The organism is Aeromonas sp. QDB54 (assembly GCF_027707385.1).
GTDB lineage: Bacteria > Pseudomonadota > Gammaproteobacteria > Enterobacterales > Aeromonadaceae > Aeromonas > Aeromonas hydrophila.
In genome coordinates, this window is sequence record NZ_JAPCIT010000017.1 from 65,231 (window position 1) to 91,458 (window position 26,228).

Consider the following 26,228-nt stretch of genomic DNA (forward strand, 5'->3'; position numbering starts at 1 on the left):
TCATCCTGCCTCGGTCAAAGGGGGGGCAAAGCGATAGCCCGCCTGCCACACGGCGAAGCAGGCGCTGACCACCTGCTCGTCATAGTGGACGCCGGCATAGCGGGTCAGTTCGGCAAAGGCATCGGTGAGGGACATGGCTCGCCGGAACGGGCGGTGGGCCGTCATGGCGGCGAGCGAATCGGCCACCCGGATGATGCGCGCTTCCAGCGAGATGGCATCCCCCTGCAGCCCCTGCGGATAACCGCTGCCGTCCAGGTTCTCATGGTGCTGCTGCACGATGGCGGTGATGGGCCAGGGGAAGTCTATTTGCTGCAGGATTTCACAGCCCGCCTGCGGGTGCTGCTTGATGAGCTCGAACTCCACCTCCCTCAATGCGCGGGGGCGGGTGAGGATTTCCGCCGGGATCTGCAACAGGCCTATGTTGTGCACCATGGCGGCGAGGCCCAGCCCGTCGAGGCGTTCTTGGGAAAGTTGCAGATGCTGGCCGATGGCCAGTGCGAGATCGTGCACACGCTGCTCGTGGCCCGCGGTGCCGGGATACTTGTGGGCGATGGCGGAGGAGAGTGCCGCTATGGTCTGGAACAGCAGGGTGCGTTGTTGCTGCTCGCTCTCCTTGATATGGGTGATGTCGACCAGGGCGCCGATGATGCCGGCCACCTCACCTTGATGGTCGTAGAAGAGATCCTTGAAGTTGAGCACCTGATAGCGGTGGCCGCTGCGATCAAACAGGGTGTGCTCGAAATATTGCGGCTGCCTGCTGCGCAGCACCTCCAGGTCGCGCTGGGTGTATTCGTCGGCCATCTCGGGGGGGAGGATCTCGTCCACCCGCTTGCCCTGCAGCTCGGCCTTGCTGATGCCGGTGATCTGGGTAAAGGTCGGGTTGCAGCTGATGAAGCGTCCCTCGACATCCTTGTAGAACACCGGGATGGGGATTGCCTTGAGCAGGGATTCGTTGAAGCGCTGCATGTCGACCAGCTCCGCCTGCTGGCGCAGGGCCAGCAGCTCGCTGTCCCGGCACAGCTGGATGGCGCGGGCCAGGTTGCCGAGGATGGGGCTGAACAGGTGGCAGAGCTGTTCCCCCTGCAGCTCCGCATTGGGGGAGAGCAGCAGCATCAGGTAGCCCCCCTCGATCCGCAGCCGATAGGCAAACGGGTAGGGGCGCGAGCCTGGCAGCGGCAGCGCTGCCCGCAGGATGCACTGCTCCCCGTCGCTGACCCAGTGGGGCAGCGCGAGCGGCTCTCCCTGATGGCGAAGCAGCTGCTCATCGCCGATCGCCTTGATGATCTTGTACTCCCCCTGCGGCAACTGCTGCAGCACCAGCCCGACCGGGCAGGCGCAGTGAAACAGAAAGCGCTGCAGCACCTTGGTCAGCAGGGCATCCAGCGTGACCTCGCGGCCGATGCAGAGGGCGAGATCGCAGACGATGGCCATGGCGTGGTCGTTGTTCATCGCAATCCCTCCCCATTGCAGAGAATGGCGCCGTTGTGAAACAGCGGATAGTCCCCCGGCCGCAGGCTGCCAATCTCGCCAAGGGAGAGGGCGCCGACCAGCTGGTGGGCGCCGCTGTGGCTGAAGAGGGTCTCCAGCTCCAAGGTGCTTTGTTCGCCGAAGTGCTGCTGGCGGCCGGCGCAGTAGTAGATCTCGAGGCGCTCCGGCGCCCCGTGCCGGCTCAGCTTTTCGGCCAGCTCGATGGCGTGGGCGGTCGGGCTGTGCGGCGCCTTGAGCAGGGTGAGGATGCTGTGATCCGGCACTTCCCCGACGCAGAGCAGCGCCCCCTCGTCGGTGACGGCGACCGGGATGCGCACGATGACGTCGCCGTTGGCCCGCAGCAGCCCAAGCGGCAGGTGGACGCCGTACTGGTAGAACTGCTCCGGAGTCAGGCGCTGCTGGAACTGTTGCTGGACCAGGGACTGGTAGCGGCTGAAGGCGGGCTGCCAATCGATGAAGGAGATCTTGTTGCCCTCGCTGCTGGTAGCCAGCATGGGCTGGGCGGTGAGCTGATAGCCGTGCTCGAGCAGGGGGTAGCTGCGATGGGGCAGCAGGGTGCAGCAGACCGCCTGTTCCAGCAACCTGTGGTTGTCGAACAGGCAGGGCATGGGGCGAAACTGGCCACTGCCGGCATTGACGCCGGCATAGTGGACCCTGTCCGCGAGATGCAGATAGATCCCCTCGAGGAGGGAGGCGATGTTGGGGATCATGGCATCGAAGGTCAGAAAGAGGGTCGGTATGCCTTCGGCTGACGGCCACTGTGCAAGACGAGGGGCCAGCGCGTCGCAGAGGATACGGGCCTGCTCATCGACGCTGGCGACGGGATCGAGCGGGATGAGCAGCGGGACGTGGGAGGCCGGGCGCGGCAGCAGCCAGGCGCCGCGCTCATGAAAGCCGTGACGGCTGAGGAGGCGCGGAAAGAGGGCGCCGCTTAGTTGTATTTCGAGGTGGCTACATTGCTGCTGCAGGTCGGCTACGTGCTCTGCATCCTGCTCGGCCAGCAAGACGTCGAGCCGCTGGCCACGATAGGGGCGCAGTACCTCGGCCAGTGGCTGCGTATCGAATGAATGAAACGCGGGCTGCATCATCGCTCGGAACTCCTTTCCTGCCAATCATCAATATATCAGCAAGGGGGGCGCGGTGGATACCCGGTCGTGTCCGGCAAGTAGCCATAAGCCGTTATAAAGGCAGATAAATTTGAGACAGCTGGTCAGGCATCCCGCTTTGAGCAGATAAAAAAACCGGCCACTTGGGCCGGTTTTTGAAGTGGAGTGAAATCAGTGCAGCACCACGTTCTGGAAGCCCTGCACCAGGCTGATGACCGGCTGGGGATAGAGACCCAGCGCCACCACCAGCGCGGCGGAGAGCAGCACCACCAGACCACCGGAGGTGATGGCCCAGTCCCCCTTGGCGTCGCGCAGCTGCATGCCTGGCTCGCGCAGGTAGAGGGTGACCATGACCCGCAGGTAGTAGTAGAGACCCAGCGCACTGCCGAGCACGATGGCGCCGGAGAGCCACCACAGCTTCGCATCGACGGTCACCCCGATCAGGTAGAACTTGCCGATGAAGCCGAGCGTCATGGGGATACCGGCCAGCGAGAGCATCATCACGGTCAGCACGGCGGTCAGGTAGGGACGACGCCAGAACAGGCCGCGGTAGCTGTGCAGGGAGTCCGCATCCTTGCCGCGATAGGGGCTGGACATCATGCTGATGACGCCGAAGGCCCCCAGGCTGGTGAACAGATACATCAGCAGATAGACGCCGGCCGCTTCCACCGGCATCTGGCCGAGACGGCTCGCCACGATCACCGCCAGCAGGTAACCGAAGTGGGAGATGGAGGAGTAGCCCATCATCCGCTTGATGTTGGTCTGCAGCAGAGCCAGCAGGTTGCCGATGACGATGGAGACCACCGCCATGGCGGCCAGCAGCCAGTGGAGCATGGGATCCGCGGCGGCAGGCACCGCCAGATAGAAGCGCAGCAGCACGCAGAACACCGCGATCTTGCTGACGGTGGCTAGGAAGGTGGCTACCGGGGCCGGCGCCCCTTCGTACACGTCCGGGGTCCAGAGGTGGAACGGCGCCAGAGAGAGCTTGAAGGCAAAGCCAACCAGCATCAGACCCAGACCGCCCATCAGCAATGGGTGGTGGGCCGGGGTGGTGGCCAGGGTCAGCCCCAGATCGCTGAAGCTCAGGCTGCCGGCCTGGGCATAGAGCAGCGCCATGCCGAACAGCAGGAAGGCGGTGGCGGCGGCGGAGAGCACCATATACTTGATGCTGGCCTCCAGCGAGTGGCGCTCGCGATAGGCGTAGCCCACCAGACCGAACATCGGCAGGGTCAGCATCTCGATCCCGATGAACAGGGAGGCGAGGTGACGGGAGCCGGCCAGCACCAGGCCACCGGCGGTGGCGATCAGCAGCAGCAGGTAGAACTCTTCCCGGTTGTCCGGATAGCCCTTGAGCCAGGAGCGGCCGAAGGTACAGGTCGCCAGGGCGCCGATGAGCACCAGCCCCATGTAGAAGACGGCGTAGCCATCGATCTGCAGCAGCGGGGTGACCCCCTGATCTCCTTGCGCCATCACGATGGGCAGGGAGAAGAGCGCCAGGTTGAGGCCGGCAATGGTGACCACGAAGGCGGTGTCATCGCACCGTTTCCAGGCGATGGCCAGCATCAGGGCCACCATGGCCCCGGTTGTCAGCAACAGGGGCAGCAGGGCCAGCAGTTGCGAAGCGGTGAAGGTCATTGCAGTGCTCCTGTAAGGGACAAGGAAGGCAACAGGGCCAGCGGTTTAACAGCGGTCACTTTCATTGCAATGCTCCTGCGAAGGGCAGGGCGTACCAGTGCAGCACGCTCAGCAGGCTGTTGCCCGCGGTGTCGAGCACAGGTTGGGGATAGACACCGAGCAGCACCAAAAGACCGGCAATGGTCATCATCATCACCAGCTCGCGGCTGTCGAGCCCCTTGAGGACGCTCTCGTCCTTGGGGGTACCGAAGCAGGCGCGCTGCAGCATGATGAGGGAGTAGACCGAGGCCAGCACCAGCCCGAAGGTGGCGATGATGGTGAGCACGGGGGCAACCTGGAAGCTGCCGATGAGGATCAGGAACTCGCCGACGAAGTTGCCGGTGCCCGGCATCCCCAGAGAGGCGACCGAGAAGAACAGCATCACGCCGGGCAGGTAGCGCAGACGGCCCCACAGCCCGCCCATCAGGCGCAGGTCCCGGGTGTGCAGCCGCTCGTAGAGCTGACCGCACAGGATGAAGAGGCCGGCGGCGGAGAGGCCGTGGGCGATCATCTGTACCACGGCGCCCTGCAGGGCCAGCTCGCTGCCAGAGTAGATGGCGATCATCACGAAGCCCATGTGGGAGATGCTGGTGTAGGCCACCAGCCGCTTGATGTCGGTCTGGGCGAATGCCACGATGGCGCCGTAGACGATGCCGATGAGACCCAGCACCATGGCGTAGGGGGCAAATTCGGCGGACGCCTCGGGGAACAGCGGCAGGGCGAAGCGCAGCAGACCGTAGGCGGCGGTTTTTAGCAGGATCCCCGCCAAGTCCACGGAACCCGCGGTCGGTGCCTGGCTGTGGGCATCCGGCAGCCAGCCGTGCAGCGGCACCAGCGGCATCTTGACCGCGAAGGCGATGAAGAAGCCCAGCATCAGCAGCCACTGCACACCCTTGCTCATCGGGGTATTCAGCAAGTCCTGATAGTCAAAGGTGAACACGCCGGTGGCGGCATGGTGAGTCAGCACCAGGCCCAGGATGGCGACCAGCATGATGAGGCCGCTGACCTGGGTGTAGATGAAGAACTTGGTGGCGGCGTTGATCCGGGATTTGCCGTCGGTGACCGAGTGGCCCCACAGCGCAATCAGGAAGTACATCGGTACCAGCATCATCTCCCAGAAGAAGAAGAACAGGAACAGGTCCAGCGCCATGAAGACGCCGAGCACGCCACCCAAAATCCACAGCAGGTTGAGGTGGAAGAAGCCGATGCGCTGCACGATTTCCTTCCAGGAACAGAGGATGGCCAGCACGCCGATGAAGCAGGTAAGGATCACCATCAACAGCGACAAGCCATCCACCGCCAGGTGCAATGAGATGCCGAAGCGGGGGATCCAGGGCAGTTGCAGTTCGGCGGCCCAGACGGGCACGCCGCCCTGGGCTGCCAGGGTGAAGTCACCGCTCCACCAGATGGCGCAGGAGAGCAGCAGGCAGGCGCTCATCGACAGCAGGGCGACCCAGCGTACGAAGTACTCGCCGAATCGCTCGGTCTGCCAACAGAGCAGACCGCCGATGAAGGGTATTAACAAGATCCAGAGTAAGGTCACGATATCAGCTCTCGTCTATGTTCTAGTCACTGTGCAGGCCCGTGGGCTTGCTGCGAGTTCAGGGGCTGCATCACGGGATCAGCCGAGCAGCAGCAGGGCCAGGATCAGGGCGGCACCCATCCCCATGGAGGCTGCATACCAGCGCAACTTGCCGGAAACGGTCCAGGCCAACAGCTGGTGGCCACTCTGTGCCAGCCAGGCCGGCAGGTTCATCATCCAGTCCAGCGGATCCTTGCCGAGCAGTCGGGTCGCCAGCAGATACGGCTTGACCCACAGCTGATCGTAAAGCCAGTCAAAGCCCCAGGCATTGAACCAGAGAGTGCTGAGCAACTTGCCCGGCGCGCTGTTGGCCACGCTGCTGGCCAGACGACGCTGGCCCAGGAACAGGAAGGCAGCCAGAGCGATGCCGGCGATGGCAATGATGGCGGAGGTGATCTCCAGCCCATGGCGCCCCTCTTCGATGTGATCCCCCGGCCCTGCCGGCAGCACGCCCGCCAGCGGCGGCACGATCAAGGCACCGATGCCGGTGGAGAGCACCAGCAGGACCAGCAGCGGCAGCTGATGGGCCAGCCCGTGACCGGCGTGAGCCTGGGTTTGCTCCTTGCCGTGGAAGGCGATGAAGATCAGGCGGAAGGTGTAGAGGGAGGTGAGGAAGGCACCGCCCAGACCGGCCCACAGCAGGGCGCTCTGGCCGCTGGCCTGCACCTGCCACAAGATGGCGTCTTTACTGTAGAAACCGGCGGTCACCAGCGGCAGCGCGGCCAGGGCCGAGCCCCCCACCAGGAAGCAGGCATAGACCAGCGGCAGGCTCTTGCGCAGGCCCCCCATCTTGAAGATGTTCTGCTCGTGGTGGGTCGCGACGATCACGGCACCGGCGGAGAGGAACAGCAGCGCCTTGAAGAAGGCGTGGGTCATCAGGTGGAAGATGGCCCCTTCCCAGGCGCCAACGCCGAGGGCCAGGAACATGTAGCCGATCTGGCTCATGGTGGAGTAAGCCAGGATCCGCTTGATGTCGGTTTGCACCAGGGCCGCAAAGCCTGCCAGCACCAGGGTGATGGCACCGACCAGCGCCACCAGATGCAGGATCTCGGGGGCCAGCAGGAACAGGCCGTGGGTACGGGCGATGAGATAGACACCGGCGGTCACCATGGTGGCCGCGTGGATCAGCGCCGAGACCGGGGTCGGGCCCGCCATCGCATCCGCCAGCCAGGTTTGCAGCGGCAGCTGGGCCGATTTGCCGACGGCGCCGCCAAGCAGCATCAGACAGGCAAACGACAGGGCAGGGGAGCCCTCGGCAAACATCAGCGGTGCGCGTACCAGCAACTCGTGAATGTTGAGGGTACCGAGCTCCCGGTAGAGGACAAACAGACCGATGGCGAGGAACACGTCGCCGACCCGGGTCACCACGAACGCCTTGAGGGCGGCGGCGCCGTTGGCCGGGTTGCGGTAGTAGAAGCCGATCAGCAGGTAGCTGCACAGCCCCACGCCTTCCCAGCCGAGGTAGACGAACAGCAGGTCATCGGCCAGCACCAGAAACACCATGCTGGCGATGAACAGGTTGGTGTAGGTGAAGAAGCGCGAATAGCCCTCTTCCCCGCGCATGTACCAGGAGGCGAACAGGTGGATGAAGAAACCCACCCCGGTGACCACGCCGAGCATGGTCAGCGACAGACCGTCCAGCGCCAGGCGGAAGGTCGGGGTGAAGTTACCCACCGTTATCCACTGCCACAGGGTCTGGGTATAGACGCCGCCCGTTGGCATGGTATTGAGGAAATCGATGCCGACCCACAGGGTAGTGAGGGCCGACAGCCCTATGCTGCCGACGCCGATGAGCGCAGCAGTGCGCTCGCCGAAACGACCGATGGAGAAGGCCAGCACCAGCCATCCCAGCAGCGGAAACAGAAAAGTCAGGTATAGGAGGCTCATCCGCGCATCTCGCTCACAGTGTCCACGTTGAGGGTGTGGTAACGACGATAGAGCAGCAGTAACAGGGCGAGGCCGATACTGGCCTCCGCTGCCGCCAGAGAAATCACCAGTATGTACATGATCTGGCCATCAGCCTGGGCCCAGCGGCTGCCAGCCACCACGAATGCCAGTGCCGACGCGTTCATCATGATCTCGATACTCATGAGGATAAACAGCAAGTTGCGACGTATCAGCAGGCCGCACAGGCCGATACAGAACAGCACGGCAGCCAGCAGCAGGCCGTGTTCCATCGGGATTCCGTTCATCATTGACCTCCTTCTTGAGACGGATGTGCCGAGGCTTTTGGCACGGAGAGCACTTCCCCGCTCTTGTCTTCACGGCCCAGGTGATAGGCGGTGACCAGGCCCGCCAGCAGCAGGATGGAGGCAAGCTCCACCGCCAGCACGTAAGGACCGAACAGGGCGATGCCGACCGCTTTGGCACTGACGTCGGTCAGACCGAGTTCACCGCCGGTGACCCCGAGAATGCCGTAGGCCAGAAAACCCAGCAGAATGAGCGAAAGCAGGCCGGGGCCCACCCAGGTGGTGGGGGTGAGCCAGTTCTTTTCCTGATCCTGGGCCGAGCCCAGGTTCAGCATCATCACCACGAACACGAACAGCACCATGATGGCGCCCGCATAGACGATCACTTGCAGGGCTCCCGCGAAGGAGGCGCCCAGGCAGAAGAAGATCATGGCCACGGCGATGAGGGAGATAATGAGATTGAGCAGCGCGTGCATCGGATTGCTGGTGCTGATCACCCGCAGCGTGCTGTAAATGGCGACCAGGGCCGCGGCATAGAATGCCAGTTCCATGATTGACTCCTCAGGGCAGCAGGCTCTTGACATCGATGGGTTTGGCTTCGTTCTCGGCATCCCCTTTCGGCTTGCCGTCGATGGCCATCCCGCTCATGCGGTAGAAGTTGTAATCCGGATACTTGCCGGGTCCGCTGATCAGCAGATCTTCCTTCTCGTACACCAGATCCTGGCGGCGGTACTCGCCCATCTCGAAATCCGGCGTCAGCTGGATGGCGGTGGTGGGGCAGGCCTCTTCGCACAGGCCGCAGAAGATGCAGCGAGAGAAGTTGATGCGAAAGAACTCAGGGTACCAGCGACCATCTTCCCGCTCGGATTTCTGCAGCGAGATGCAGCCGACCGGGCAGGCCACCGCACACAGGTTGCAGGCCACGCAGCGCTCGTCGCCATCCGGATCGCGGGTCAGCACGATGCGGCCGCGATAGCGGGGCGCCGCATAGACGGCCTGTTCCGGATAGTTGAGGGTTTCGCGGGGGCTCCAGGCATGGGAGAACACCATGCCCAGGCTGCGCAATTGGGTGCCGACACCCTTGATGATGTTAATAATTTTCATAGTCGTGCCTCACTGCACATTCATCAGCACCACAGCCCGCACCGGCTGCATCCCGAGCGGGATGCAGGGCGGCGGGCAAGCAGACGTTCCAGCCAAACGGCATCACAATTTTTCTGTCCATTGCGGCCTCACTGCGCATTCATCAGCACCACGGCGCCGGTGACCAGCATGTTGAGCAGGGTCAGTGGCAGGCAGACTTTCCAGCCAAACGACATCACCTGGTCAAAGCGCGGGCGGGGCAGGGAGGCCCGCAGCAGGATGAAGAACACCATGAAACAGGCGGTCTTCAGGGCAAACCAGATGAAGGGCGGCAGCCAGGGGCCGTGCCAGCCACCGAAGAACAGAGTCACGATGAGCGAAGAGATCAGCACGATGCCGATGTACTCGCCCACGAAGAACAGACCCCATTTCATGCCCGCATACTCGATGTGATAACCGTCGGCGAGCTCCTGCTCGGCCTCCGGCTGGTCAAACGGATGGCGGTGGGTGACGGCGACGCCGGCAAACAGGAAGGTGATGAAGCCCAGGATCTGGGGGATCACGTTCCACAGTCCTGCCTGGGCTTCCACGATATCCCGCAGGTTGAAGCTACCGGTCTGGATGACGATGCCCATCAAGGAGAGGCCCAAAAACACCTCGTAGGAGAGGGTCTGAGCCGAGGCGCGCAGGCTGCCGAGCAATGAGTACTTGTTGTTGCTCGACCAGCCGGCGAACAGCACGGCGTAGACCGCCAGCCCCGCGATGGCCAGGATGTAGAGCAGCCCCACGTTGAGGTCCGCCACGCCCCAGGTGGGGGTGATCGGCACCACCGCAAACGCCAGAATGAAGGCGGTAAAGGCGATGATGGGGGCCAGCACGAAGATCCGGCGATCGGCGAATGGCGGGATCCAGTCCTCTTTGAAGAACATCTTGATCATGTCGGCCGCCAGCTGCAGCAGGCCGAAGGGGCCTACCCGGTTGGGGCCGTAACGATCCTGCCACAGCGCCAGCAGACGGCGCTCGATGAAGCTCATGAAGGCGCCGGCCCCCACGATCCCCACTAGCACGATCAATGCCTTGCCGATTTCCAGCAACAGATCGATCAGAGAGTCGCTCATGCGATGGCCTCCTGCAGGTTAGCGAGATATTGCTGGTGCAGGGCGGTCGGCAGACCGTTGACACCAAGCGGCAGGCCCACCAGACCTGTGCTCAGATGCTCGCTCAGACGCAGGGTCAGTCGCCAGTGGTGGCCACCCCAGGAGAAGGCAACCTGGCTGCCGGCATTGAGGGCGAGACGGTTGGCGTCGGCCGGGTTCAGTACCAGCACGGGCTCGCTCATACGGGCCTGGATGACCGGACTTCTGGCAGACAGCTCTTCGCCGCCAAACAGCTGGTCATAGCTCACTACCTGCAGCGCCTCTTTGGCGCTGAACGGGGCGGGGACGGCGTCGAACCAGCCGAGGTTGTCCTCGCCCGCTTCCAGCAGACGGCGACCGGGATCCCCGGCGCGCAGGTTGCCACCCACTTCATCCTGGAACTTGTTCCAGGCGGACGGGGAGTTCCAGCCCGGCGCCCAGGCGAACGGCACCTGTTGCAGCGGCTGGCGGGCACCGGCGTAGCCTTCCATGGAGAAGTTGAAGGGCGAGTCGGGATCCTGGGCGACTCTGGGCTCGCTCACGTTCTGGTCCGCCAGCATGGAGGTGCGGCCACTGTAGCGGTGCGGCTCGCGGGCGAGCTTCATGCCACGGATGCGCAGACCCGCGTTGGGAGCGGCCTCGCGCATGCTGGTCAGCAGCGGGGCGCTGGCGGCGCAGGCACTGCTCACCTCGTCGAAAGTGTTCCAGCGCAGCGGTTTGCGATCCAGCACGCCTTGCAGGGCGGCCAGCCAGCGCCAGCTCTCGCGCACCTGAATGTCGGCGTTGTAGAAGGCAGGGGCATAAACCTGGAAGAAGCGCTGGGCGCGGCCTTCCATGTTGATGAGGGTACCGTCGGCCTCGGCGAAGCTGGCGGCAGGCAGCACCAGGTTCGCCTTCTGGGCGGTGCCGGTGTCCTGATGGTCGACCACCAGCAGGTGCTGCAGACGGTCGATGGCGGCATCGACACGGCTGCGCGGTGCGCGGCGGTAGAGGTCGTTCTCGAGCATCACCAGTGCGAGCTTCTCTTCTCTTTCGATACGCTCGAGGGCGGCTTCCAGCGGGGCGGCATTGCCGGCCAGCATGGCCAGCCCCAGGCTGTTGGTCTCCTGAGCGACCAGAGCGAGCTCCACGGCCTGGCCACGGCCCTTGAGGGCGCGGGCGATGTTGCTGGCCGCCTCAAGCAGCGCCTGGCTACGGGCACCGGTGCCGGCGATGATGAGCGGCTTCTTGGCGTTGCCGAGCTGCGCGGCCCAGCTGGCGGCCAGGGCCTGCTGCTCAGGGGGGAGATCGGTCAGGGCAGGGGCGCTGCCATCGAGCAGATGGGCGATGGCGAAGCCGAGGCGCGCCTGATCCGCGTGGGGAGCGTGCAGGGTGCCGCTCGCCACGTCGTCCAGTCGGGTGCTGTCCAGGCTGGTGATCAGCAGCGGGTAGCGCTCGTTCTGGGCCAGGGTCTGCACCGCGGCGACCTGCCACAGATCCACTTTCAGCTTGCGGGCGATTTCGCGGCCCTTGCCCTTGACTGCCTGACGCAGGGCCAGGGCGATGCGGGCGGCGGTCTGGGTGACATCCTCGCCGAGCACCAGCACGGCGTCGGCCTCTTCCATGTCGCGCAGGCTGGGGGTGCGCACACCACCGTGCTGCAGGATCTGCAGCATCTTCTGCAGGCATTCCCATTCGCTTTGCTCGACGCCGCTGTAGAAGTTGGCGGCACCCACCAGTTCGCGCAGGGCGAAGTTGCTCTCAAGCGACGCGCGGGGCGAGCCGATGCCGATGACGCCGGCGGCGGTGCGCAGGGCATCGGCGGCCCGGTTCAGGGCACCGTCCACCGTGATGGCCAGCTTGTCACTGCCATCCTGCAGCAGGGGCTGGCGCGGGCGGTCGGTCAGATTGACGTGGCCGTAGCCAAAGCGGCCGCGGTCGCACAGGAAGTAGTGGTTCAGGGCACCGTGATAGCGGTTCTCGATGCGGCGCAGCTCGCCATAACGCTCACCCGGGCTGATGTTGCAGCCAACCGAGCACCCTTGGCAGATGCTGGGGGCGAACTGCATGTCCCACTTGCGGTTGTAGCGCTCGGAGTGGGTCTTGTCGGTGAACACGCCGGTGGGGCAGACCTCCACCAGGTTGCCGGAGAACTCGCTCTCCAGGGTGCCGTCCTCGACCCGGCCGAAGTAGACGTTGTCGTGGGCGCCGTAGACGCCGAGATCCTCGCCGCCAGCGTAGTCCTTGTAGTAACGGACGCAGCGATAGCAGGCGATGCAGCGGTTCATCTCGTGGTTGATGAAGGGACCCAGATCCTGATTCTGGTGGGTGCGTTTAGTGAAGCGGTAGCGACGGCTGTTGTGGCCGGTCATCACCGTCATGTCCTGCAGGTGGCAGGAGCCACCCTCTTCGCACACCGGGCAGTCGTGGGGGTGGTTGGTCATCTGCCACTCCACCACCGTCTTGCGGAACTCCTTCGCCTCTTCGTCCTCGATGGAGATATAGGTGCCATCGGTGGAGGGGGTCATGCAGGACATGACCAGGCGGCCGCGCTTGTCGTCGGCATTCTGATACTGTTTCACCGCACACTGGCGGCAGGCGCCGACGCTACCGAGCGCCGGGTGCCAGCAAAAATAGGGGACGTCCAGACCAAGGGACAGACAGGCTTGCAGCAGGTTATCTGCCCCGTCTACCTCGTACTCTTTACCGTCTACATGAATGGTGGCCATACAACTTCCCTGACTTCAATGAGATAAATTCTTTGGCTCGCGCCGGTTCAGCGGGCCCGCGGCGGGCGCCCTGCGTGCCTTACCAGCGCTCGCCCAGCAGGTTGGGCTGGATACCCTTGAGCTGCTTGCGATTATCCTGCGGCGCCTTGACGCCGGCCTCGAATTCCGACCGGAAATACTTCATCGCACTGCCCAGCGGCTCGATGGCGCCAGGGGCATGGGCGCAGAAGGTCTTGCCTGGGCCGAGGAAGCTGACCAGCTGCTCCAGGGTGGCGAGATCCCCAGGCTGACCCTCGCCCCGCTCCAGCGCACGCAGCAGCTTGACGCTCCAGGGCAGGCCGTCGCGGCAGGGAGTGCACCAGCCGCAGGACTCGCGGGCGAAGAACTCTTCCATGTTGCGCAGCAGGGAGACCATGTTGATGCTGTCATCCACCGCCATGGCAAGGCCCGTGCCCATCCGGGTGCCGACCTTGCCGATGCCGCCGGCGTACATCTGGGCATCCAGGTGCTCGGGCAGCAGGAAACCGGTACCGGCTCCGCCGGGTTGCCAGGCTTTCAGGCGATAGCCGGGCTTCATGCCGCCGGCATAGTTCTCGAACAGCTCGCGGGCGGTGATGCCAAACGGCAGCTCCCACAGGCCGGGGTTGTTGACCTTGCCGGAGAAGCCCATCAGCTTGGTGCCGTGATCTTCCGAACCCGGCAGCGCCAGCCCCTGATACCAGGCCACACCGTTGCCGATGATGGCGGGCACGTTGCACAGGGTCTCGACGTTGTTGACGCAGGTGGGCTTGCCCCAGACGCCGGAAACGGCGGGGAAGGGGGGCTTGGCGCGTGGGTTGGCGCGGCGACCCTCCAGGGAGTTGATGAGCGCCGTCTCTTCGCCGCAGATGTAACGACCCGCGCCGGTGTGGACGAACAGCTCGAAGTCAAGGCCCGAGCCCAGAATGTTCTTGCCGAGCAGACCGGCAGCCTTGGCCTCCTCCACCGCGCGGCGCAGGTTGGTGGCGGCATCGACGTACTCGCCGCGCAAAAAGATGTAGCCACGGTAGGCCTTGAGGGCCTTGGCCGAGATGATCATCCCTTCGATCAGCAGGTGGGGCAGCTGCTCCATCAACAGCCGATCCTTGTAGGTGTTCGGCTCCATCTCGTCGGCGTTGCAGAGCAGGTAACGGATGTTCATGCTCTCGTCTTTGGGCATCAGGCCCCACTTCACGCCGGTGGAGAAACCGGCGCCGCCGCGACCCTTGAGGCCGGCATCCTTGACGGTGCCGACGATCTCGTCCGGGCTCATCTGGCCCAGCGCCTTGCGGGCCGCATCGTAACCCTGCTTGCTCTGGTATTCATCCAGCCAGACCGGCTGGCCGTCGTCGCGCAGCCGCCAGGTGAGGGGATGGGTCTCGGCCGCGCGGGCGATGCGGTTGGCGGTACCAAGGGATGCCAGACTCATGGGTAAGCCTCCAGGGTCTTGAGCAGGCTGACGGCGTCGAGCCCACCGTAGGTGTCATCGTCGATCATCAGCGCCGGCCCTTTGTCGCAGTTGCCGAGGCAGCAGACCGGCAGCAGGGTGAAGCGGCCGTCGGCGGAGGTCTGGCCGGGCGCCAGATCCATCACCTCTTTCAGGCCGGCCAGCAGTTGTTCGTGGCCGTTGATGTAGCAGACCATGCTGTCGCAGACGCGGATGATGTGGCGACCGACCGGCTGGCGGAAGATCTGGCTGTAGAAGGTGGCGACCCCCTCCACGTCGCTGGCGGGGATGCCGAGCTCGGCGGCGATGGCGTGGATGGCACCGTTAGGTACCCAGCCGCGGGCCTGCTGCACTATCTTGAGCGCTTCAATGCTGGCGGCACGGGGATCTTCGTAGTGGTGTTTCTCATGCTCGATGGCATCGCGTTCTGCCTGGCTCAGGACGAAATCGTTCCCCTTGCCTTGGCATGAACTCTGTCCCTGCGGGGACTGATTGTGTTGGCACTGACATTGCTGGCTCATGGCTTAACCTTTTGTGGCTTGTCCTTTTTGTCGTGTAACGGGTCTTGGTAACAGCCGTTACTCAACGGTCCACATCCGACATAACGAAATCGATACTGCCCAGATAGACGATGAGGTCCGACACCATCTGGCCACGGATCACCGAGGGGATCTGTTGCAGGTGAGCAAAGCTCGGGGTGCGGATCCGGGTCCGGTAGCTCATGGTGGAGCCATCGCTGGTCAGGTAATAACTGTTGATCCCCTTGGTCGCCTCTATCATCTGGAAGGACTCGGCGGCCGGCATGACCGGGCCCCACGACACTTGCAGGAAGTGGGTGATCAGGGTCTCGATGTCCTGCAGGGTGCGCTCTTTGGGCGGCGGCGTGGTGAGCGGGTGATCCGCCTTGAACGGCCCTTCCGGCATGTTCTTCATGCACTGCTCTATGATGCGCATGCTCTGACGCACCTCCTCGATGCGCACCAGGGCGCGATCGTAGGCATCGCCGTTGGCGCCGACCGGCACTTCGAATTCGAACTGATCGTAGCCGGAGTAGGGGCGCCACTTGCGCACGTCGAAGTTGAGGCCGGTGGCGCGCAGACCGCCGCCCGTGGTGCCCCAGGCCAGCGCCTGCTCTGTACTGTAGGCGGCGACGCCGATGGTGCGGCCACGCAGTATGCTGTTGCGCATGGCGGCCTTCTCATAGTCCATCAGCCGCTTGGGCAGCCAGCTCAGCAGGTTGTCTTGGACCAGTCGCTGCCAGCCGACGGGCAGATCGTGGGCCACGCCGCCGATGCGGAACCAGGCCGGATGCATACGGGCGCCGGTGATGGCTTCGATGATGGTGTAAATCCGCTGCCGGTCGGTGAAGGTGAAGAAGACCGGGGTCATGGCGCCCACGTCCTGGATATAGGTACCGATGAACAGCAGGTGACTCTGGATGCGGAACAGCTCAGCCAGCATCACCCGGATCATGTCGACCCGCTGCGGTACCTTGATGCCGGCCAGCTTCTCGACCGCCAGCACGTAGGGCAGGTTGTTCATCACCCCCCCTAAGTACTCGACCCGGTCGGTGTAGGGGATGTAGCTGTGCCAGGACTGGCGCTCGCCCATCTTTTCGGCACCGCGGTGGTGATAGCCGATGTCGGGCACGCAGTCGCGGATCTCCTCGCCATCGAGCTGCAGCACCAGACGGAAGGCACCGTGGGCGGAGGGGTGGTTGGGGCCGAGGTTCAAGAACATGTAGTCCTCGTTCTCGTTGCCGCGACTCATGCCCCACTCTTCCGGTTTGAACAGCAGGTTGTCCTGCTCCATGTCCTGCTTGGCGGCATCGAGCATGAAGGGATCAAATTCGGTGGCGCGCGCCGGATAGTCCTTGCGCAGCGGGTGACCCTGCCAGCTCTTGGGCATCATGATGCGGGTCAAGTGGGGGTGACCACCGAAATTGATGCCCATCAGATCCCACACTTCCCGTTCATACCAGTTGGCATTGGGGAAGTGGCGGCTGATGGTGGGCAGCGTCAGGTCACCCTCCTTGAGCGGCACCTTCAGCATCAGGTCGGCGTTGCGATCGATGGAAATGAGGTGATAGAAGACGGTGAAGTCGCTGTCGGGCAGGTCGTGGCGATGGCTGCGCATCCGCTCGTCGGTGGCGCTGAGATCGAACAGCATCACGAACGGGGAGGGGAGCTTGCGCAGGAAGCCCATGACATCCAGCAGCAGCTCGCGGGAGAGCCAGACCACCGGTACGCCGGTGCGGGTATTCTGGATGGTGAAACGTTCGGCACCGAAATGGGCGAACAGCTCGCCGATCACCTGAGCGTCTTTGTGATCACTCGGTTGCCACTGGGCCATGGCGTAGTTGCTGGGAAATTCTCGAGTCAGTTTCATGGTCAGATCTCATCCGGCGTGCGCAGGTTGGTGACGTTGATCCGCTCGCCACGCTTGCGGTCCTTCTCGGCAGGCATTTGGGGGCGATAGATACCCTGATCGCCAACCACCCAGGAAAGTGGACGGCGCTCCTTGCCGATGGAGTCCTGCAGCAGCATCAGCGCTTGCAGGAATGCCTCGGGACGGGGCGGACAACCCGGAATATAGACGTCGACCGGCAGGAACTTGTCGACGCCCTGAACGACCGAGTAGATGTCGTACATGCCGCCGGAGTTGGCGCAGGCACCCATGGAGATGACCCACTTGGGTTCGAGCAGCTGTTCATACAGACGCTGGATGACGGGGGCCATCTTGATGAAGGGGGTGCCGGCGATCACCATGAAATCGGCCTGGCGCGGTGAGGCTCGAATAACTTCGGCGCCGAAGCGGGCCACATCATGGGGGGAGGTGAAGGCGGTACACATCTCTACGTAGCAGCAGGAGATACCGAAGTTGTAAGGCCAGAGGGAGTTCTTGCGGCCCCAGTTGACAGTGTCTTGCAGCACCTCTTCGAGGCGCCCGATCATGATGCCGCGTGAGGCCTCTTGAGCCAGAGGATCCTCGACGGTCTGGCGCTGTTCCTGGGGGTAGCGCTCAACGGGCGCATCTGGGTCGATCCGGGTCAGGGTGTACTTCATGGTGCAACCTCAAAGGGATAATCAGTAATTCAGTCTGGCTTCTTGTCGGTCAGAACGCGCTTTTTCGGTGCCCAGTCGAGGGCGCCAATGCGCCACAGGTAGATGAGTCCTACCAGCAGCAGGGAGATAAAGATGGTGGCTTCGATGAAGCCGACCCAGCCGCTTTCCCGAACGGAGACGGACCAGGCGAAGAGGTAGAGTGCCTCGACGTCAAAGATGACGAAGAACATGGCAACCAGATAGAACTTGGCGGAGAAGCGTAGACGGGCATTGCCCACCGAATCGACGCCAGATTCGAAGGGTTTGTTCTTGGCACGACCATAGGCTCGACCACCCAGCAGGGCGGCAAGGCCGATCATGGTCAGGCAGATGCAGATGGCCCCAACTACATAGACAGCAAAAGCCCAATGCTGGACAGCAATATCAGCAAACATAGGAGTTTTCCCTAACCGAATTAATCACGCGACTTAACAAGGATGTTACGTATTATGCCACTTTCGTACTGATTTACATGTCATTTCAAAGGATTAATTATTAATCATCGGGAGGAAAATCGTATTTTGCTAGCGGAGTCAATGTTCCTGTTTGAGAATCATTTTCAATCGCTTTTAGGATGTGGCGGAAATGGCGGGATCGTTTGAAAAATAAACTAATCGTGAAATGAGAGACCCCGCTAGGCGGGGTCTGCTCGATCAGGGTTTTAGGATGGGCAGCGCCTCTTCGGCCGCCTTGCCCTGGGAGAGGGTGATCTCGACCCGGCGGTTGGCCTGACGGTGCTCGGGTGTGTCATTGGGATAGCGGGGCTGGGCATCTGCTACCCCCTGGGCGATGACCCGGGTGGCATCGAGTTTGGGGTTGGTCAGCAATGTGTGCACGATGGAGGCGGAGCGCAATACCGACAGCTCCCAGTTGCTGCGATAGAGCTCTACCGGGGCCTGGGAGTTGTCGGTGTGGCCGGTGACCACGACCTTGCCCGGAATGTCAGCCAGAATGCCGGAGATCTTGTTGACCAGCGGAATGAACTGGGGCTGCAGGAAGGCGGAGTCGGCCGGGAACAGCGCCTTCTCGCCGATGCGGATCACCAGCTGGCTGCCCAGTTGTTCCACCTCCAGATCCTTGGATTCAATCTGTGCCTTGAGCTGCTGCTCGAGCTTCTTCTTGGTGACCTGCACCCACTCCTGCTCCTTGGTCTTGTGAGGCCATGACTCCGTTGCGCTCGGCTTTTCCGAGGCACCGATGGTCTCGTTGAAGGGGTCCGAGGCGGCCATGGGGGCATCTTTCTCCAATACCGTCTCTTTCTTCGGGCTGCTGGGAGTGGTCTTGGACTCGGGTTCCAGGATGCCGGTACCGCCCTGCATCACGGGGGAGCCCGCGGCAGGGGAGATGAGGCCAATTTTGCCCAGCGATTCGATGAAGCCCTGGATCAGCACCCGGGTTTCAGACTGCTTGGCCATGGCAAAGGAGTAGAGCACCACGAACAGGGCAAACAGCAGTGTCATGAAGTCGGCATAGGAGACCAGCCAGCGTTCGTGGTTCTCCGGCGCTTCAGCCTTTTTCTTTTTTGCCACCGTGGCCTCCGAGGTAGGGTTCGAGGGTGACTTGCAGGCGTTGCTGGGATTCGCCATCCACGATGCAGAGGATACCGGTCAGAGTCATCTCCTTGTAGTGGCGGATCTGATGGGCAAACCCTTTGTAGCGGTTGCCAAAGGGCAGGAAGATCAGGTTGGCGGCCGATACCCCGTAGATGGTGGCGATAAAGGCCACCGCGATGGCGCCTCCCAGCTTGTCAGGGGCATCCAGCAGGCCCATGGCGTGGATCAGGCCAAACACCGCCCCCACGATCCCCATGGTAGGGCAGTAGCCGCCCATGGCTTCATAGAATTTGACGGTCTGCTCGAGATCTTCTTGCTCGAACTCGATCTCGTTCTCCAGCACCTCGTGGATCTTGGTCTTCTCGTAGCCGTCGACCATCATCTGCACCCCTTTTTGCAGGAAGGGATCCTTGATCTCGTCGATCATGCCTTCGAGGGCCAGCATGCCGCTGCGTCTCGCATTGCCGGCCAGGTTTTCCAGCAGTTCGGCCTGCTGCTGCATATCGAGTTTTAGGGGGGCCAGCAGCCACTTGAAACGCTTGAGAGTGCTGCCAACAACGGAGAAGGGGAACTGGGTCAAGGCGGCACCTATGGTACCTCCGATCACGATAAGGAAGGCGGGCAGATCGAGCAGGGCGCTGGGATGTCCACCCTCGATCATGTTGCCGCCCAGGATGGCGATCAATGCCAGGACCAGGCCGATTAAGCTCATTTTTTATACATCCCTGAATATTGATAATGGCTAGTGTAGCTATTTAAGTATCAGTTTTTCAAAATGATATCCAATCGATGAGCAATAAAGTGAGTGCCTTGACCTCGATGGACAGATTTCTTTCCCGGGTGGCAAGCAGCCGGGCCATGCAGGGCGTTTTACCGAAAAGAGGAGGGACCGTCGCGGGACTTTGACGGGAAGGGAGACCCGGCAGATCAGATTGCAAATGTTGGAAGGCAAAAAACCGGCCATTGAGCCGGTTTTCTTAGATTGGATTGTGGGAATTGGATGCTTCAGTCCGTGTGGTTTTTCCTTGGGGGCAGCGGGCCGCCCTCCATTACCACAGGCAACGTTGCTCGTACCCAACGAGAGTGTTGCTTTCTTTCACGGGAGTCACGCATCTGAAAACCCCAAAAGCAAAAAACCGACCATCAGGTCGGTTCTTTAAAATTTGGCGGTGAGGGAGGGATGATTCGCCACTGCGTGGCTCACCCCTTCGGGGCGGCCTTCGGCCGTTCATCGCAGCAAGCTGCTCTGCTCGAACCCGGCGAGGGTTCTCACCCTCCCTTTGTGGGCATCAGATTTGCTGTGTTCCCAAAAGCAAAAAACCGACCATCAGGTCGGTTCTTTAAAATTTGGCGGTGAGGGAGGGATTCGAACCCTCGATACGTTGCCGTATACACACTTTCCAGGCGTGCTCCTTCAGCCACTCGGACACCTCACCAAATTTTCGATCACAGCGCCGTTGCGCTGGAACGGGGCGTAATTTAGGGGAAAGGGCTGCCTGGGTCAACCACTTTTCCCCTTATTTTTCATAATCTTTATCGAATGCCTATCCCTTGAACAGAATGCCGGTTTTTTAAACCCGCTCAGGGCTTGGGGAGGATGATCAGGCTGTCCGGCAGCTCGTTCTGGTCGCGGGTGGCGGGGAAGGCGTCGGTGAGAATGGCGCTGGTCCGCTCGATGCACTCGAGGAAACCCTGCTCTACCTCCTTGTTGCGCACCCGGCGGGTGAAGTCATCGATGATCTCCTGCCACTGGCCGTTGTCGATGTGCTGGGCGATGCCGTCATCCACCAGGATCTCCACGTAGTGCTCGGCCACCGAGACGAAGATCAGCACCCCCAGCCGATCCTGGGTACGATGCAAGCCCTGTTCGACGAACTGCAGGCGTGCCATCAGGGCCGCCCTGTGCTGGCGAACCTGTTTGGGGATCAGGTACATCTTGATGGGGGTCCAGTGGAACAGGATGCTCAGCACCAGCCAGACCGACCACTGCACCAGCAGGATCTCGTACCAGCCGAGCCAGAAACCGAGCTCGAATACCAGCAGCGGGGTGAGCATGGCCAGCAGCGCCGCCCACAGGGTGGGGATGTAGCGATAGCCGTCGCTGGCGGGGGCCAGAACGGTCACCAGCTCGGCATCAGTTGCCTGCTCCGCCTGCTTGACCCTGGCCTGCAGCGTGTGAAAGAACTGTTTCGAAATCATGTGTCGTCTCTTAATCCCTGTTACCAACCACCGGAGGCACCGCCGCCGCCGAAACTGCCGCCCCCTCCACTGAAACCGCCGCCACCAAAGCCGCCACCGGAGCGACCGGCACCGAAGCCACCGGCAAGGTAAGCGGCGCGGCGCCGGCCACCTCTGCCACCGCCACCACCACCACGCAGGTTGTGCAGCACGATCATCACTATCACCATCAGGATGAACAGCCAGGGCCCGCCCAGCTTGTCCTTACTGGCGTTGTCTACCGGTTTGTACTCGCCCGCCAAGGCCTGCATGATCGCCTGGCTGCCAGCGACCACCCCGGCCACCATGTCGCCGCGTTTGAACGCGGGCAGGATCCGGGTCTGGATGATGTTGGCGGCGATGGCATCGGGCAGGGCACCTTCCAGCCCGTAACCCACTTCGATGCGCACCTTGCGTTCATCCTGGGCGATCAGCAGCAGCACCCCGTTGTCCTTTCCCTTCTGGCCGATGCCCCAGTGACGGCCAAGCTGATAGCCGTACTCCTCGATGGTGTCGCCCGCCAGCGTGTCGATGGAGACCACCACCAGCTGGATGCCGCTGCGCTTCTCGAACGCCGCCAGCTGCTGGGTGAGCTGGTGGGCCTGCTTGCGGGACATCAGGTTGGCCTCGTCCACCACTCGCCCGCTCAAGGCGGGGAAAGTGGGGGCGGCGGATACCACCGCCGTCCACACCAGCAGGCAGGACAACAGGGCATGGATCACGCGCTTCATTGGAAGCTGACCTTGGGCGCCTCATCGGCACCAGGCTTGGCGCTGAACGTGGGTTTGGCCTCCAGATCCGAGTAGAGCAGCTTGGACCAGATGACGCCGGGGAAGGTGCGGATCTCGGTATTGAACTGACGTACCGCTTCTATGTAGTCGCGCCGGGCCACCGAGATACGGTTTTCGGTGCCTTCCAGCTGGGCCTGCAGGGTGAGGAACTGCTGATCCGCTTTGAGTTCCGGGTAGCGTTCGACCACCACCATCAGCCGGGAGAGGGCGCCGGAGAGCTGGTTCTGGGCCGCTTCAAACTCCTTGAGCTGGGCGGGGTCGCTGACCTGCAGGCTGCCTACGCGGGCTCTGGCATCGGTCACCGCCTTGAGGGTCTCCTGCTCGTGGCTGGCGTAGCCCTTGACGGTGGCCACCAGATTGGGGACCAGATCGGCGCGGCGCTGATACTGGTTTTCGACCTGGCCCCAGCTCGCCTTGACCTGCTCATCCAGGGTCGGAATATTGTTCATGCCGCAACCGGTCAGGCCCAGCAGCAGGGTCATAACCAACAGGGACTGGGTTGCCCTCTGCCAGAGTGAAGTGGCCATCTTGTTGTTCTCCATTGACATTTTTTGCAGATAACGGCTCACCATACCAGCTTGTGGTCAACCGCCACAACGGGCGGGCAGCCTGGGTTTGTGGTAAGCCATCGAAACCTTGGGCAGTTGCGGCTTGTCTTTGAGCCAGGACGCCAGCTCGGCGCCGCAGCCGTTGCCGGGCGGGATCGGCGCCTGAGGCTGGCAATCCGGGCTGCCGGCCGGGCAGCGCAGACGCACATGAAAGTGGCTGAAGTGGCCGACCCAGGGACGCAACTTGCCGACCCAGGGTTCATCGGGCGCCCGTTTGCACACCTCGGCCTTGAGCACAGGGTTGATGAAGATGCGGGCGACCTCAGGCTTGCTGGCTGCCAGGCGCAGCAGGTTTAGCTGCTGGGGGCCGAAGCGCCCGGGCAGTACCCGGTAGCTGGGCTCATCGATCAGAGCCCACTCCTTGGGGGCATCCTGCTCCCATGTTGAGATGGGCTGGTTGGCCATGCGAAACCAGATGTCGGCGTCGAGGCCGGTCTGGTGGCTGCGGTGCCCGGAGGTGAAGGGGCCACCGTGGGCCATGGCGAGATCGGCGATATAGAGATCCGGCATGCCGGCCATGCGGGTCTGGTTGGCCAGGGTGGTCAGGTAGGCGATGAGCTCGGGGTGGCCGTAGTAGCGCAGTCGCTTGGTGCGGATCACCTGATAGCCGGGGCCTGTCAGCGGCAGCGCTACTCCATTTTTGAGGCAGCCGGCGGAGTAGCCGCCAATCGCTTCGGCCTGGTGGGGATGAGGTTCGGCAAGAAAAGTACTGGCCATGAAGAGCAGGGTGGTGGCAAGCATGAGACTCCCGACAAGCATGCGAATGGGCTCAGATGAAGAGAATGATACCAAGAGTCCGGTGAGGCCGTCACCCGATGAGCGAGCCCGGTTGCATCCCTGTGTCGGGCTCGCGCACAATGCGCGACAAAATTGGCGCATCCAGGGCGTGTAAACGCACAGGCAAGAGGAGAAGAGAATGAAGGTCAGTGAGCTGGTGAACAAAGAGGGACTGGTCTGGCTGATGCCCCCTGCTCGCCGTTTCTATCCGGTGATGGTTGTGCTGTTGCTGGCGAGCCTGATCACCGTGCTGGCCGCCGTCGGTCTGGGTTATCCGCACATGGGTCTGCTGCCCTGGGTGGGGCTGGTGTTTGGCGGCATAGTGCTGCTGATGATGATACTGCCTCGCAGCTGGCAGCGCTGGCGGCTGGCGGAGCTGGCTTGGGACGAGGCGCATCTTTACCTGCTCAATGGCAGCAGTGATCGGGCACAGGCCTTGCCAAGATCGGTACTGGTCGGGGTCGAGCGGGATCGCAAGGTGGGCCACGATGGTCAGTGGCTGGCCTTCAGCCTGGATCTGGCGCTGAACGATGAACAGCTGGCGGCCGCCACCGCGCTGATGGGACTGAGTCGGGAAGGCACCCATGTCGTGGCGCCCGGCATCTATCGCTTTGGCTTTAAGCGCGCCTGGCATGGTCGACGCACGCTGCAGGGGCTGCTGGATACCCTGCTCCCCATATGAGCTGACTATTTTCTCGACAATCTTCCCCAAAGCTCAGATACTGCCAGTGACTCGAATTGATCTTGCCCGTTCTGTTCACCCAAGAGATCAATGACTTGAGTGAACCGTACGGGGGAGTGCCTAGGCATGATGCCCTGGCAGGTCCGGCATGGGGGTTGTGCCCTTACCTTTGTGTTGGTGATTGGATAGAGAAGGCACCTTGAATCGAGAGTGGATGGCATGAAGATTTACGTAGGTAATCTGTCGTACCGGATGACGGCCGACGAACTGACAACCGTGTTCAGCCAATTTGGGCAGGTAGACAAGGTCGATATCATCATCGATCGCGATACCGGTCAGTCCAAGGGGTTTGGCTTCATTGAAATGCCTGTCAATGGCGAGGCTGAAAAGGCCATCGCCGGTTTGCATGGCACCGAAATCGGTGGCCGTACCATCACAGTCAACCAGGCCAAGCCGAAGACAGATGCACCACGTGGTCGCCCCCAGCGTCATCGCTGAGCTGCCTCGATAACGCAAAACGGCATGGGTTTCCCCCATGCCGTTTTTGTTTCTGGCGTTTGCCGGATGAATCAGGGCACGTCGTAGCCGAGCGCCGCCTTGCGGATGCGGAACCACTGCTGACGATTGAGGACGATGGATTCAGCGGCCACGGCGGCGGCGATGCGCTCCCGTTTGCCGGAGCCTATCAGCGGCAGCGGCTGGCTTGGCAGCATCATGACCCAGGCGTAGACCACCTGTTCGATCTGTTTGGCGCCCACTTCCTGGCGGATCTGCTCGAGCTCGGCGCGCAGCGGGGCATATTCGGGGGCCTGGAACAGGCGCCCGCCACCGAGACAGGACCAGGCCATCGGCTTGATGCGCAGTTGCTGACATTGGTCCAGGGTGCCGTCCAGGGTAGTGCTCTGGTTGAGCGGCGAGATCTCCAGCTGGTTGGTCACCAGCGGGAAGGGCAGGCGCGACTGCAGCAGCTCGAACTGGCGAGGGGTGAAGTTGGAGACCCCGGCATGCTTGATCTTGCCTGCCTGCTTGAGGGTGATGAAGGCATCGGCCACTTCGTCGGCATCCATCAGGGGATCCGGGCGGTGGATCAGCAGCAGATCCAGATGGTCGGTGGCGAGCTTTTGCAAGGAGGCCTCGGCACTGGCGATGATGTGCGCCTTGCCGGTGTTGTAGTGATTCAGCGCGTGTTCCGGCTTGGCGGTGAGGGCGATGCCGCACTTGCTGACGATCTCCATCCGGCTGCGCAGAGAGGGGTCAAGGCGCAGGGCGTTGCCGAAGGCCTCTTCGCACTGGTAGCCACCATAGATGTCGGCGTGATCGATGGTGGTGACCCCCAGATCCAGGTGGTACTTCATCAGATCCAGCAGGGCGTTTGGGGAGAGTTGCCACTCCATCAGACGCCAGTAACCCATGATGAGGCGAGAGAAGGTCGGGCCCTGTGGATGCAGGGAGAGGCGGGATACGGACATTGTGGCTCCTTGGCGGATAAGGGAAAAAATGCTGCCAGCATCTTGGTCTCTTCTGGCTGGCAAGGCAATAATGCGGCGTTTGTTAATTCGAACTTTGGTTCTGAAGGGGAAGGAAATGGACGGTTTTGCCGAGCGCTTGCACAGCCTGATCGGGGCGGGCAGCATCAGTGCCTTTGCCCGCAAGGTGGGGTTGAGCGAAGCCCTGATCCGTAAATATCTGAAAGGGGCTGAACCCGGCCTTGGCAAGGCCAACCAGATTGCCATGGCCGCCAACTGCTCGCTGGAGTGGCTCGCCACCGGCTGCGGCTACCTCTATCGGCAGGCGGAAGTGGTGGACAGAGAAGCGCTGAGCGCCGCCGGCACCCTGTTGCAGGAACAGTTGCCGCAGCAGCGCCTGCCCGCAGAAGACGAGTTGGTAACCCTGCTTGCCTATTACCAGTTCTTGCGCAGTCACAAGCAGGCTGACGGATTTCTGGATCTGGCGCGGGCGCGCGAATTTGGCAAACACCTGCATGAGGCGTGAGCCTGAATGGGGATGGCCGGGAACGGCCGGGGATTATTCTGATACCCTCTAAAGCAGATGAGGGCAGCGGGGA

25 protein-coding genes, 1 tRNA gene and 1 other RNA gene are annotated in these 26,228 nt (G+C 62.4%); 3 read left to right on the plus strand and 24 right to left on the minus strand.

All coding sequences use genetic code 11. The annotated features are described in order from the left end of the window. The 23 genes from PG881_RS16675 to mepA all read right to left on the minus strand — a co-directional run bounded on the left by PG881_RS16675 (window position 1) and on the right by mepA (window position 23,445). On the minus strand, window positions 1-1,449 hold the full coding sequence (locus PG881_RS16675) for an HD domain-containing phosphohydrolase (RefSeq protein WP_270801459.1): 1,449 nt from the start codon (window positions 1,447-1,449) through the stop codon (window positions 1-3). Beyond that, on the minus strand, window positions 1,446-2,576 hold the full coding sequence (locus PG881_RS16680; RefSeq protein WP_270801462.1) for an FIST signal transduction protein: 1,131 nt from the start codon (window positions 2,574-2,576) through the stop codon (window positions 1,446-1,448). The genes PG881_RS16675 and PG881_RS16680 overlap by 4 nt, the downstream gene beginning before the upstream one ends. Window positions 2,577-2,765: 189 nt before the next feature. Then, window positions 2,766-4,229 (minus strand): NADH-quinone oxidoreductase subunit NuoN, encoded by a 1,464-nt coding sequence (nuoN, locus tag PG881_RS16685; protein ID WP_270801465.1) that lies wholly within the window; start codon window positions 4,227-4,229, stop codon window positions 2,766-2,768. Window positions 4,230-4,290: 61 nt separating this feature from the next. Then, window positions 4,291-5,811, minus strand: a complete 1,521-nt coding sequence (gene nuoM, locus PG881_RS16690) for an NADH-quinone oxidoreductase subunit M (RefSeq protein WP_016350413.1) — start codon at window positions 5,809-5,811, stop codon at window positions 4,291-4,293. A gap of 78 nt (window positions 5,812-5,889) precedes the next feature. Next, entirely contained in the window at window positions 5,890-7,737 is a 1,848-nt protein-coding gene (nuoL, locus tag PG881_RS16695; RefSeq protein WP_270801468.1) for an NADH-quinone oxidoreductase subunit L, read from the minus strand. Further along, window positions 7,734-8,042: an NADH-quinone oxidoreductase subunit NuoK gene (gene nuoK, locus PG881_RS16700; protein WP_005299823.1), complete on the minus strand. Its 309-nt coding sequence runs from the start codon at window positions 8,040-8,042 to the stop codon at window positions 7,734-7,736. Before nuoK ends, nuoL begins: the two co-directional genes overlap by 4 nt. Next, window positions 8,042-8,590 (minus strand): NADH-quinone oxidoreductase subunit J, encoded by a 549-nt coding sequence (gene nuoJ, locus PG881_RS16705; protein ID WP_011705659.1) that lies wholly within the window; start codon window positions 8,588-8,590, stop codon window positions 8,042-8,044. The genes nuoK and nuoJ overlap by 1 nt, the downstream gene beginning before the upstream one ends. Before the next feature lie 10 nt (window positions 8,591-8,600). Further along, window positions 8,601-9,143, minus strand: coding sequence for an NADH-quinone oxidoreductase subunit NuoI (gene nuoI, locus PG881_RS16710; RefSeq protein WP_011705660.1), 543 nt, complete (start codon window positions 9,141-9,143; stop codon window positions 8,601-8,603). 128 nt (window positions 9,144-9,271) lie between these two features. Then, complete coding sequence (nuoH, locus tag PG881_RS16715) at window positions 9,272-10,240, minus strand: NADH-quinone oxidoreductase subunit NuoH (protein WP_011705661.1); 969 nt, start codon at window positions 10,238-10,240, stop codon at window positions 9,272-9,274. Beyond that, on the minus strand, window positions 10,237-12,966 hold the full coding sequence (gene nuoG / locus PG881_RS16720; protein WP_270801471.1) for an NADH-quinone oxidoreductase subunit NuoG: 2,730 nt from the start codon (window positions 12,964-12,966) through the stop codon (window positions 10,237-10,239). The genes nuoH and nuoG overlap by 4 nt, the downstream gene beginning before the upstream one ends. A 79-nt stretch (window positions 12,967-13,045) precedes the next feature. Next, entirely contained in the window at window positions 13,046-14,413 is a 1,368-nt protein-coding gene (gene nuoF, locus PG881_RS16725) for an NADH-quinone oxidoreductase subunit NuoF (protein ID WP_270801473.1), read from the minus strand. Further along, window positions 14,410-14,952, minus strand: coding sequence for an NADH-quinone oxidoreductase subunit NuoE (gene nuoE / locus PG881_RS16730; protein ID WP_243756384.1), 543 nt, complete (start codon window positions 14,950-14,952; stop codon window positions 14,410-14,412). The genes nuoF and nuoE overlap by 4 nt, the downstream gene beginning before the upstream one ends. 61 nt (window positions 14,953-15,013) lie before the next feature. Then, window positions 15,014-16,819: an NADH-quinone oxidoreductase subunit C/D gene (nuoC, locus tag PG881_RS16735; RefSeq protein ID WP_270801476.1), complete on the minus strand. Its 1,806-nt coding sequence runs from the start codon at window positions 16,817-16,819 to the stop codon at window positions 15,014-15,016. Window positions 16,820-16,821: 2 nt separating this feature from the next. Continuing rightward, the gene (locus tag PG881_RS16740; protein ID WP_005299840.1) at window positions 16,822-17,496 is read right to left on the minus strand and encodes a NuoB/complex I 20 kDa subunit family protein; all 675 of its coding nucleotides are present in this window, start codon (window positions 17,494-17,496) and stop codon (window positions 16,822-16,824) included. A 29-nt stretch (window positions 17,497-17,525) separates the two neighbouring features. Next, entirely contained in the window at window positions 17,526-17,930 is a 405-nt protein-coding gene (locus tag PG881_RS16745) for an NADH-quinone oxidoreductase subunit A (protein WP_011705666.1), read from the minus strand. Between the two features lie 258 nt (window positions 17,931-18,188). Further along, window positions 18,189-19,064, minus strand: a complete 876-nt coding sequence (locus PG881_RS16750; protein ID WP_011705667.1) for a flagellar motor protein MotB — start codon at window positions 19,062-19,064, stop codon at window positions 18,189-18,191. Then, window positions 19,042-19,800 (minus strand): flagellar motor protein, encoded by a 759-nt coding sequence (locus tag PG881_RS16755; protein ID WP_011705668.1) that lies wholly within the window; start codon window positions 19,798-19,800, stop codon window positions 19,042-19,044. Before PG881_RS16755 ends, PG881_RS16750 begins: the two co-directional genes overlap by 23 nt. A gap of 452 nt (window positions 19,801-20,252) precedes the next feature. Next, a non-coding RNA gene (locus PG881_RS16760) (RtT sRNA) lies at window positions 20,253-20,381 on the minus strand. Window positions 20,382-20,436: 55 nt separating this feature from the next. Beyond that, window positions 20,437-20,524, minus strand: a tRNA-Ser gene (locus PG881_RS16765). A gap of 145 nt (window positions 20,525-20,669) precedes the next feature. After that, entirely contained in the window at window positions 20,670-21,287 is a 618-nt protein-coding gene (locus tag PG881_RS16770; protein ID WP_011705669.1) for a TPM domain-containing protein, read from the minus strand. Window positions 21,288-21,307: 20 nt separating this feature from the next. After that, window positions 21,308-22,036, minus strand: coding sequence for a TPM domain-containing protein (locus tag PG881_RS16775; protein ID WP_270801479.1), 729 nt, complete (start codon window positions 22,034-22,036; stop codon window positions 21,308-21,310). Then, window positions 22,033-22,638, minus strand: a complete 606-nt coding sequence (locus tag PG881_RS16780) for a LemA family protein (protein WP_016350422.1) — start codon at window positions 22,636-22,638, stop codon at window positions 22,033-22,035. The genes PG881_RS16775 and PG881_RS16780 overlap by 4 nt, the downstream gene beginning before the upstream one ends. Before the next feature lie 42 nt (window positions 22,639-22,680). Then, the gene (mepA, locus tag PG881_RS16785; RefSeq protein WP_060389098.1) at window positions 22,681-23,445 is read right to left on the minus strand and encodes a penicillin-insensitive murein endopeptidase; all 765 of its coding nucleotides are present in this window, start codon (window positions 23,443-23,445) and stop codon (window positions 22,681-22,683) included. 175 nt (window positions 23,446-23,620) lie between these two features. On the opposite strand from mepA, the gene PG881_RS16790 reads away from it, so the two are divergent. Together PG881_RS16790 and PG881_RS16795 are read left to right on the plus strand one after the other, a co-directional pair. Beyond that, window positions 23,621-24,163 carry a hypothetical protein gene (locus tag PG881_RS16790; RefSeq protein WP_270801484.1) on the plus strand — a complete coding sequence of 181 codons (543 nt, stop codon included), beginning with the start codon at window positions 23,621-23,623 and terminating at the stop codon, window positions 24,161-24,163. A gap of 219 nt (window positions 24,164-24,382) precedes the next feature. After that, window positions 24,383-24,661: an RNA recognition motif domain-containing protein gene (locus PG881_RS16795; RefSeq protein WP_026080382.1), complete on the plus strand. Its 279-nt coding sequence runs from the start codon at window positions 24,383-24,385 to the stop codon at window positions 24,659-24,661. A gap of 71 nt (window positions 24,662-24,732) precedes the next feature. Here the strand turns inward: PG881_RS16795 and PG881_RS16800 are convergent, their stop codons facing one another. Continuing rightward, a complete protein-coding gene (locus PG881_RS16800; RefSeq protein ID WP_270801486.1) occupies window positions 24,733-25,632 on the minus strand; it encodes an aldo/keto reductase in 900 nt (299 codons plus the stop codon). 115 nt (window positions 25,633-25,747) lie between these two features. Between PG881_RS16800 and PG881_RS16805 the strand changes: the two genes are divergently transcribed. Further along, complete coding sequence (locus tag PG881_RS16805; RefSeq protein ID WP_135320054.1) at window positions 25,748-26,155, plus strand: helix-turn-helix domain-containing protein; 408 nt, start codon at window positions 25,748-25,750, stop codon at window positions 26,153-26,155. The last annotated feature ends 73 nt before the right edge of the window (window positions 26,156-26,228 follow it).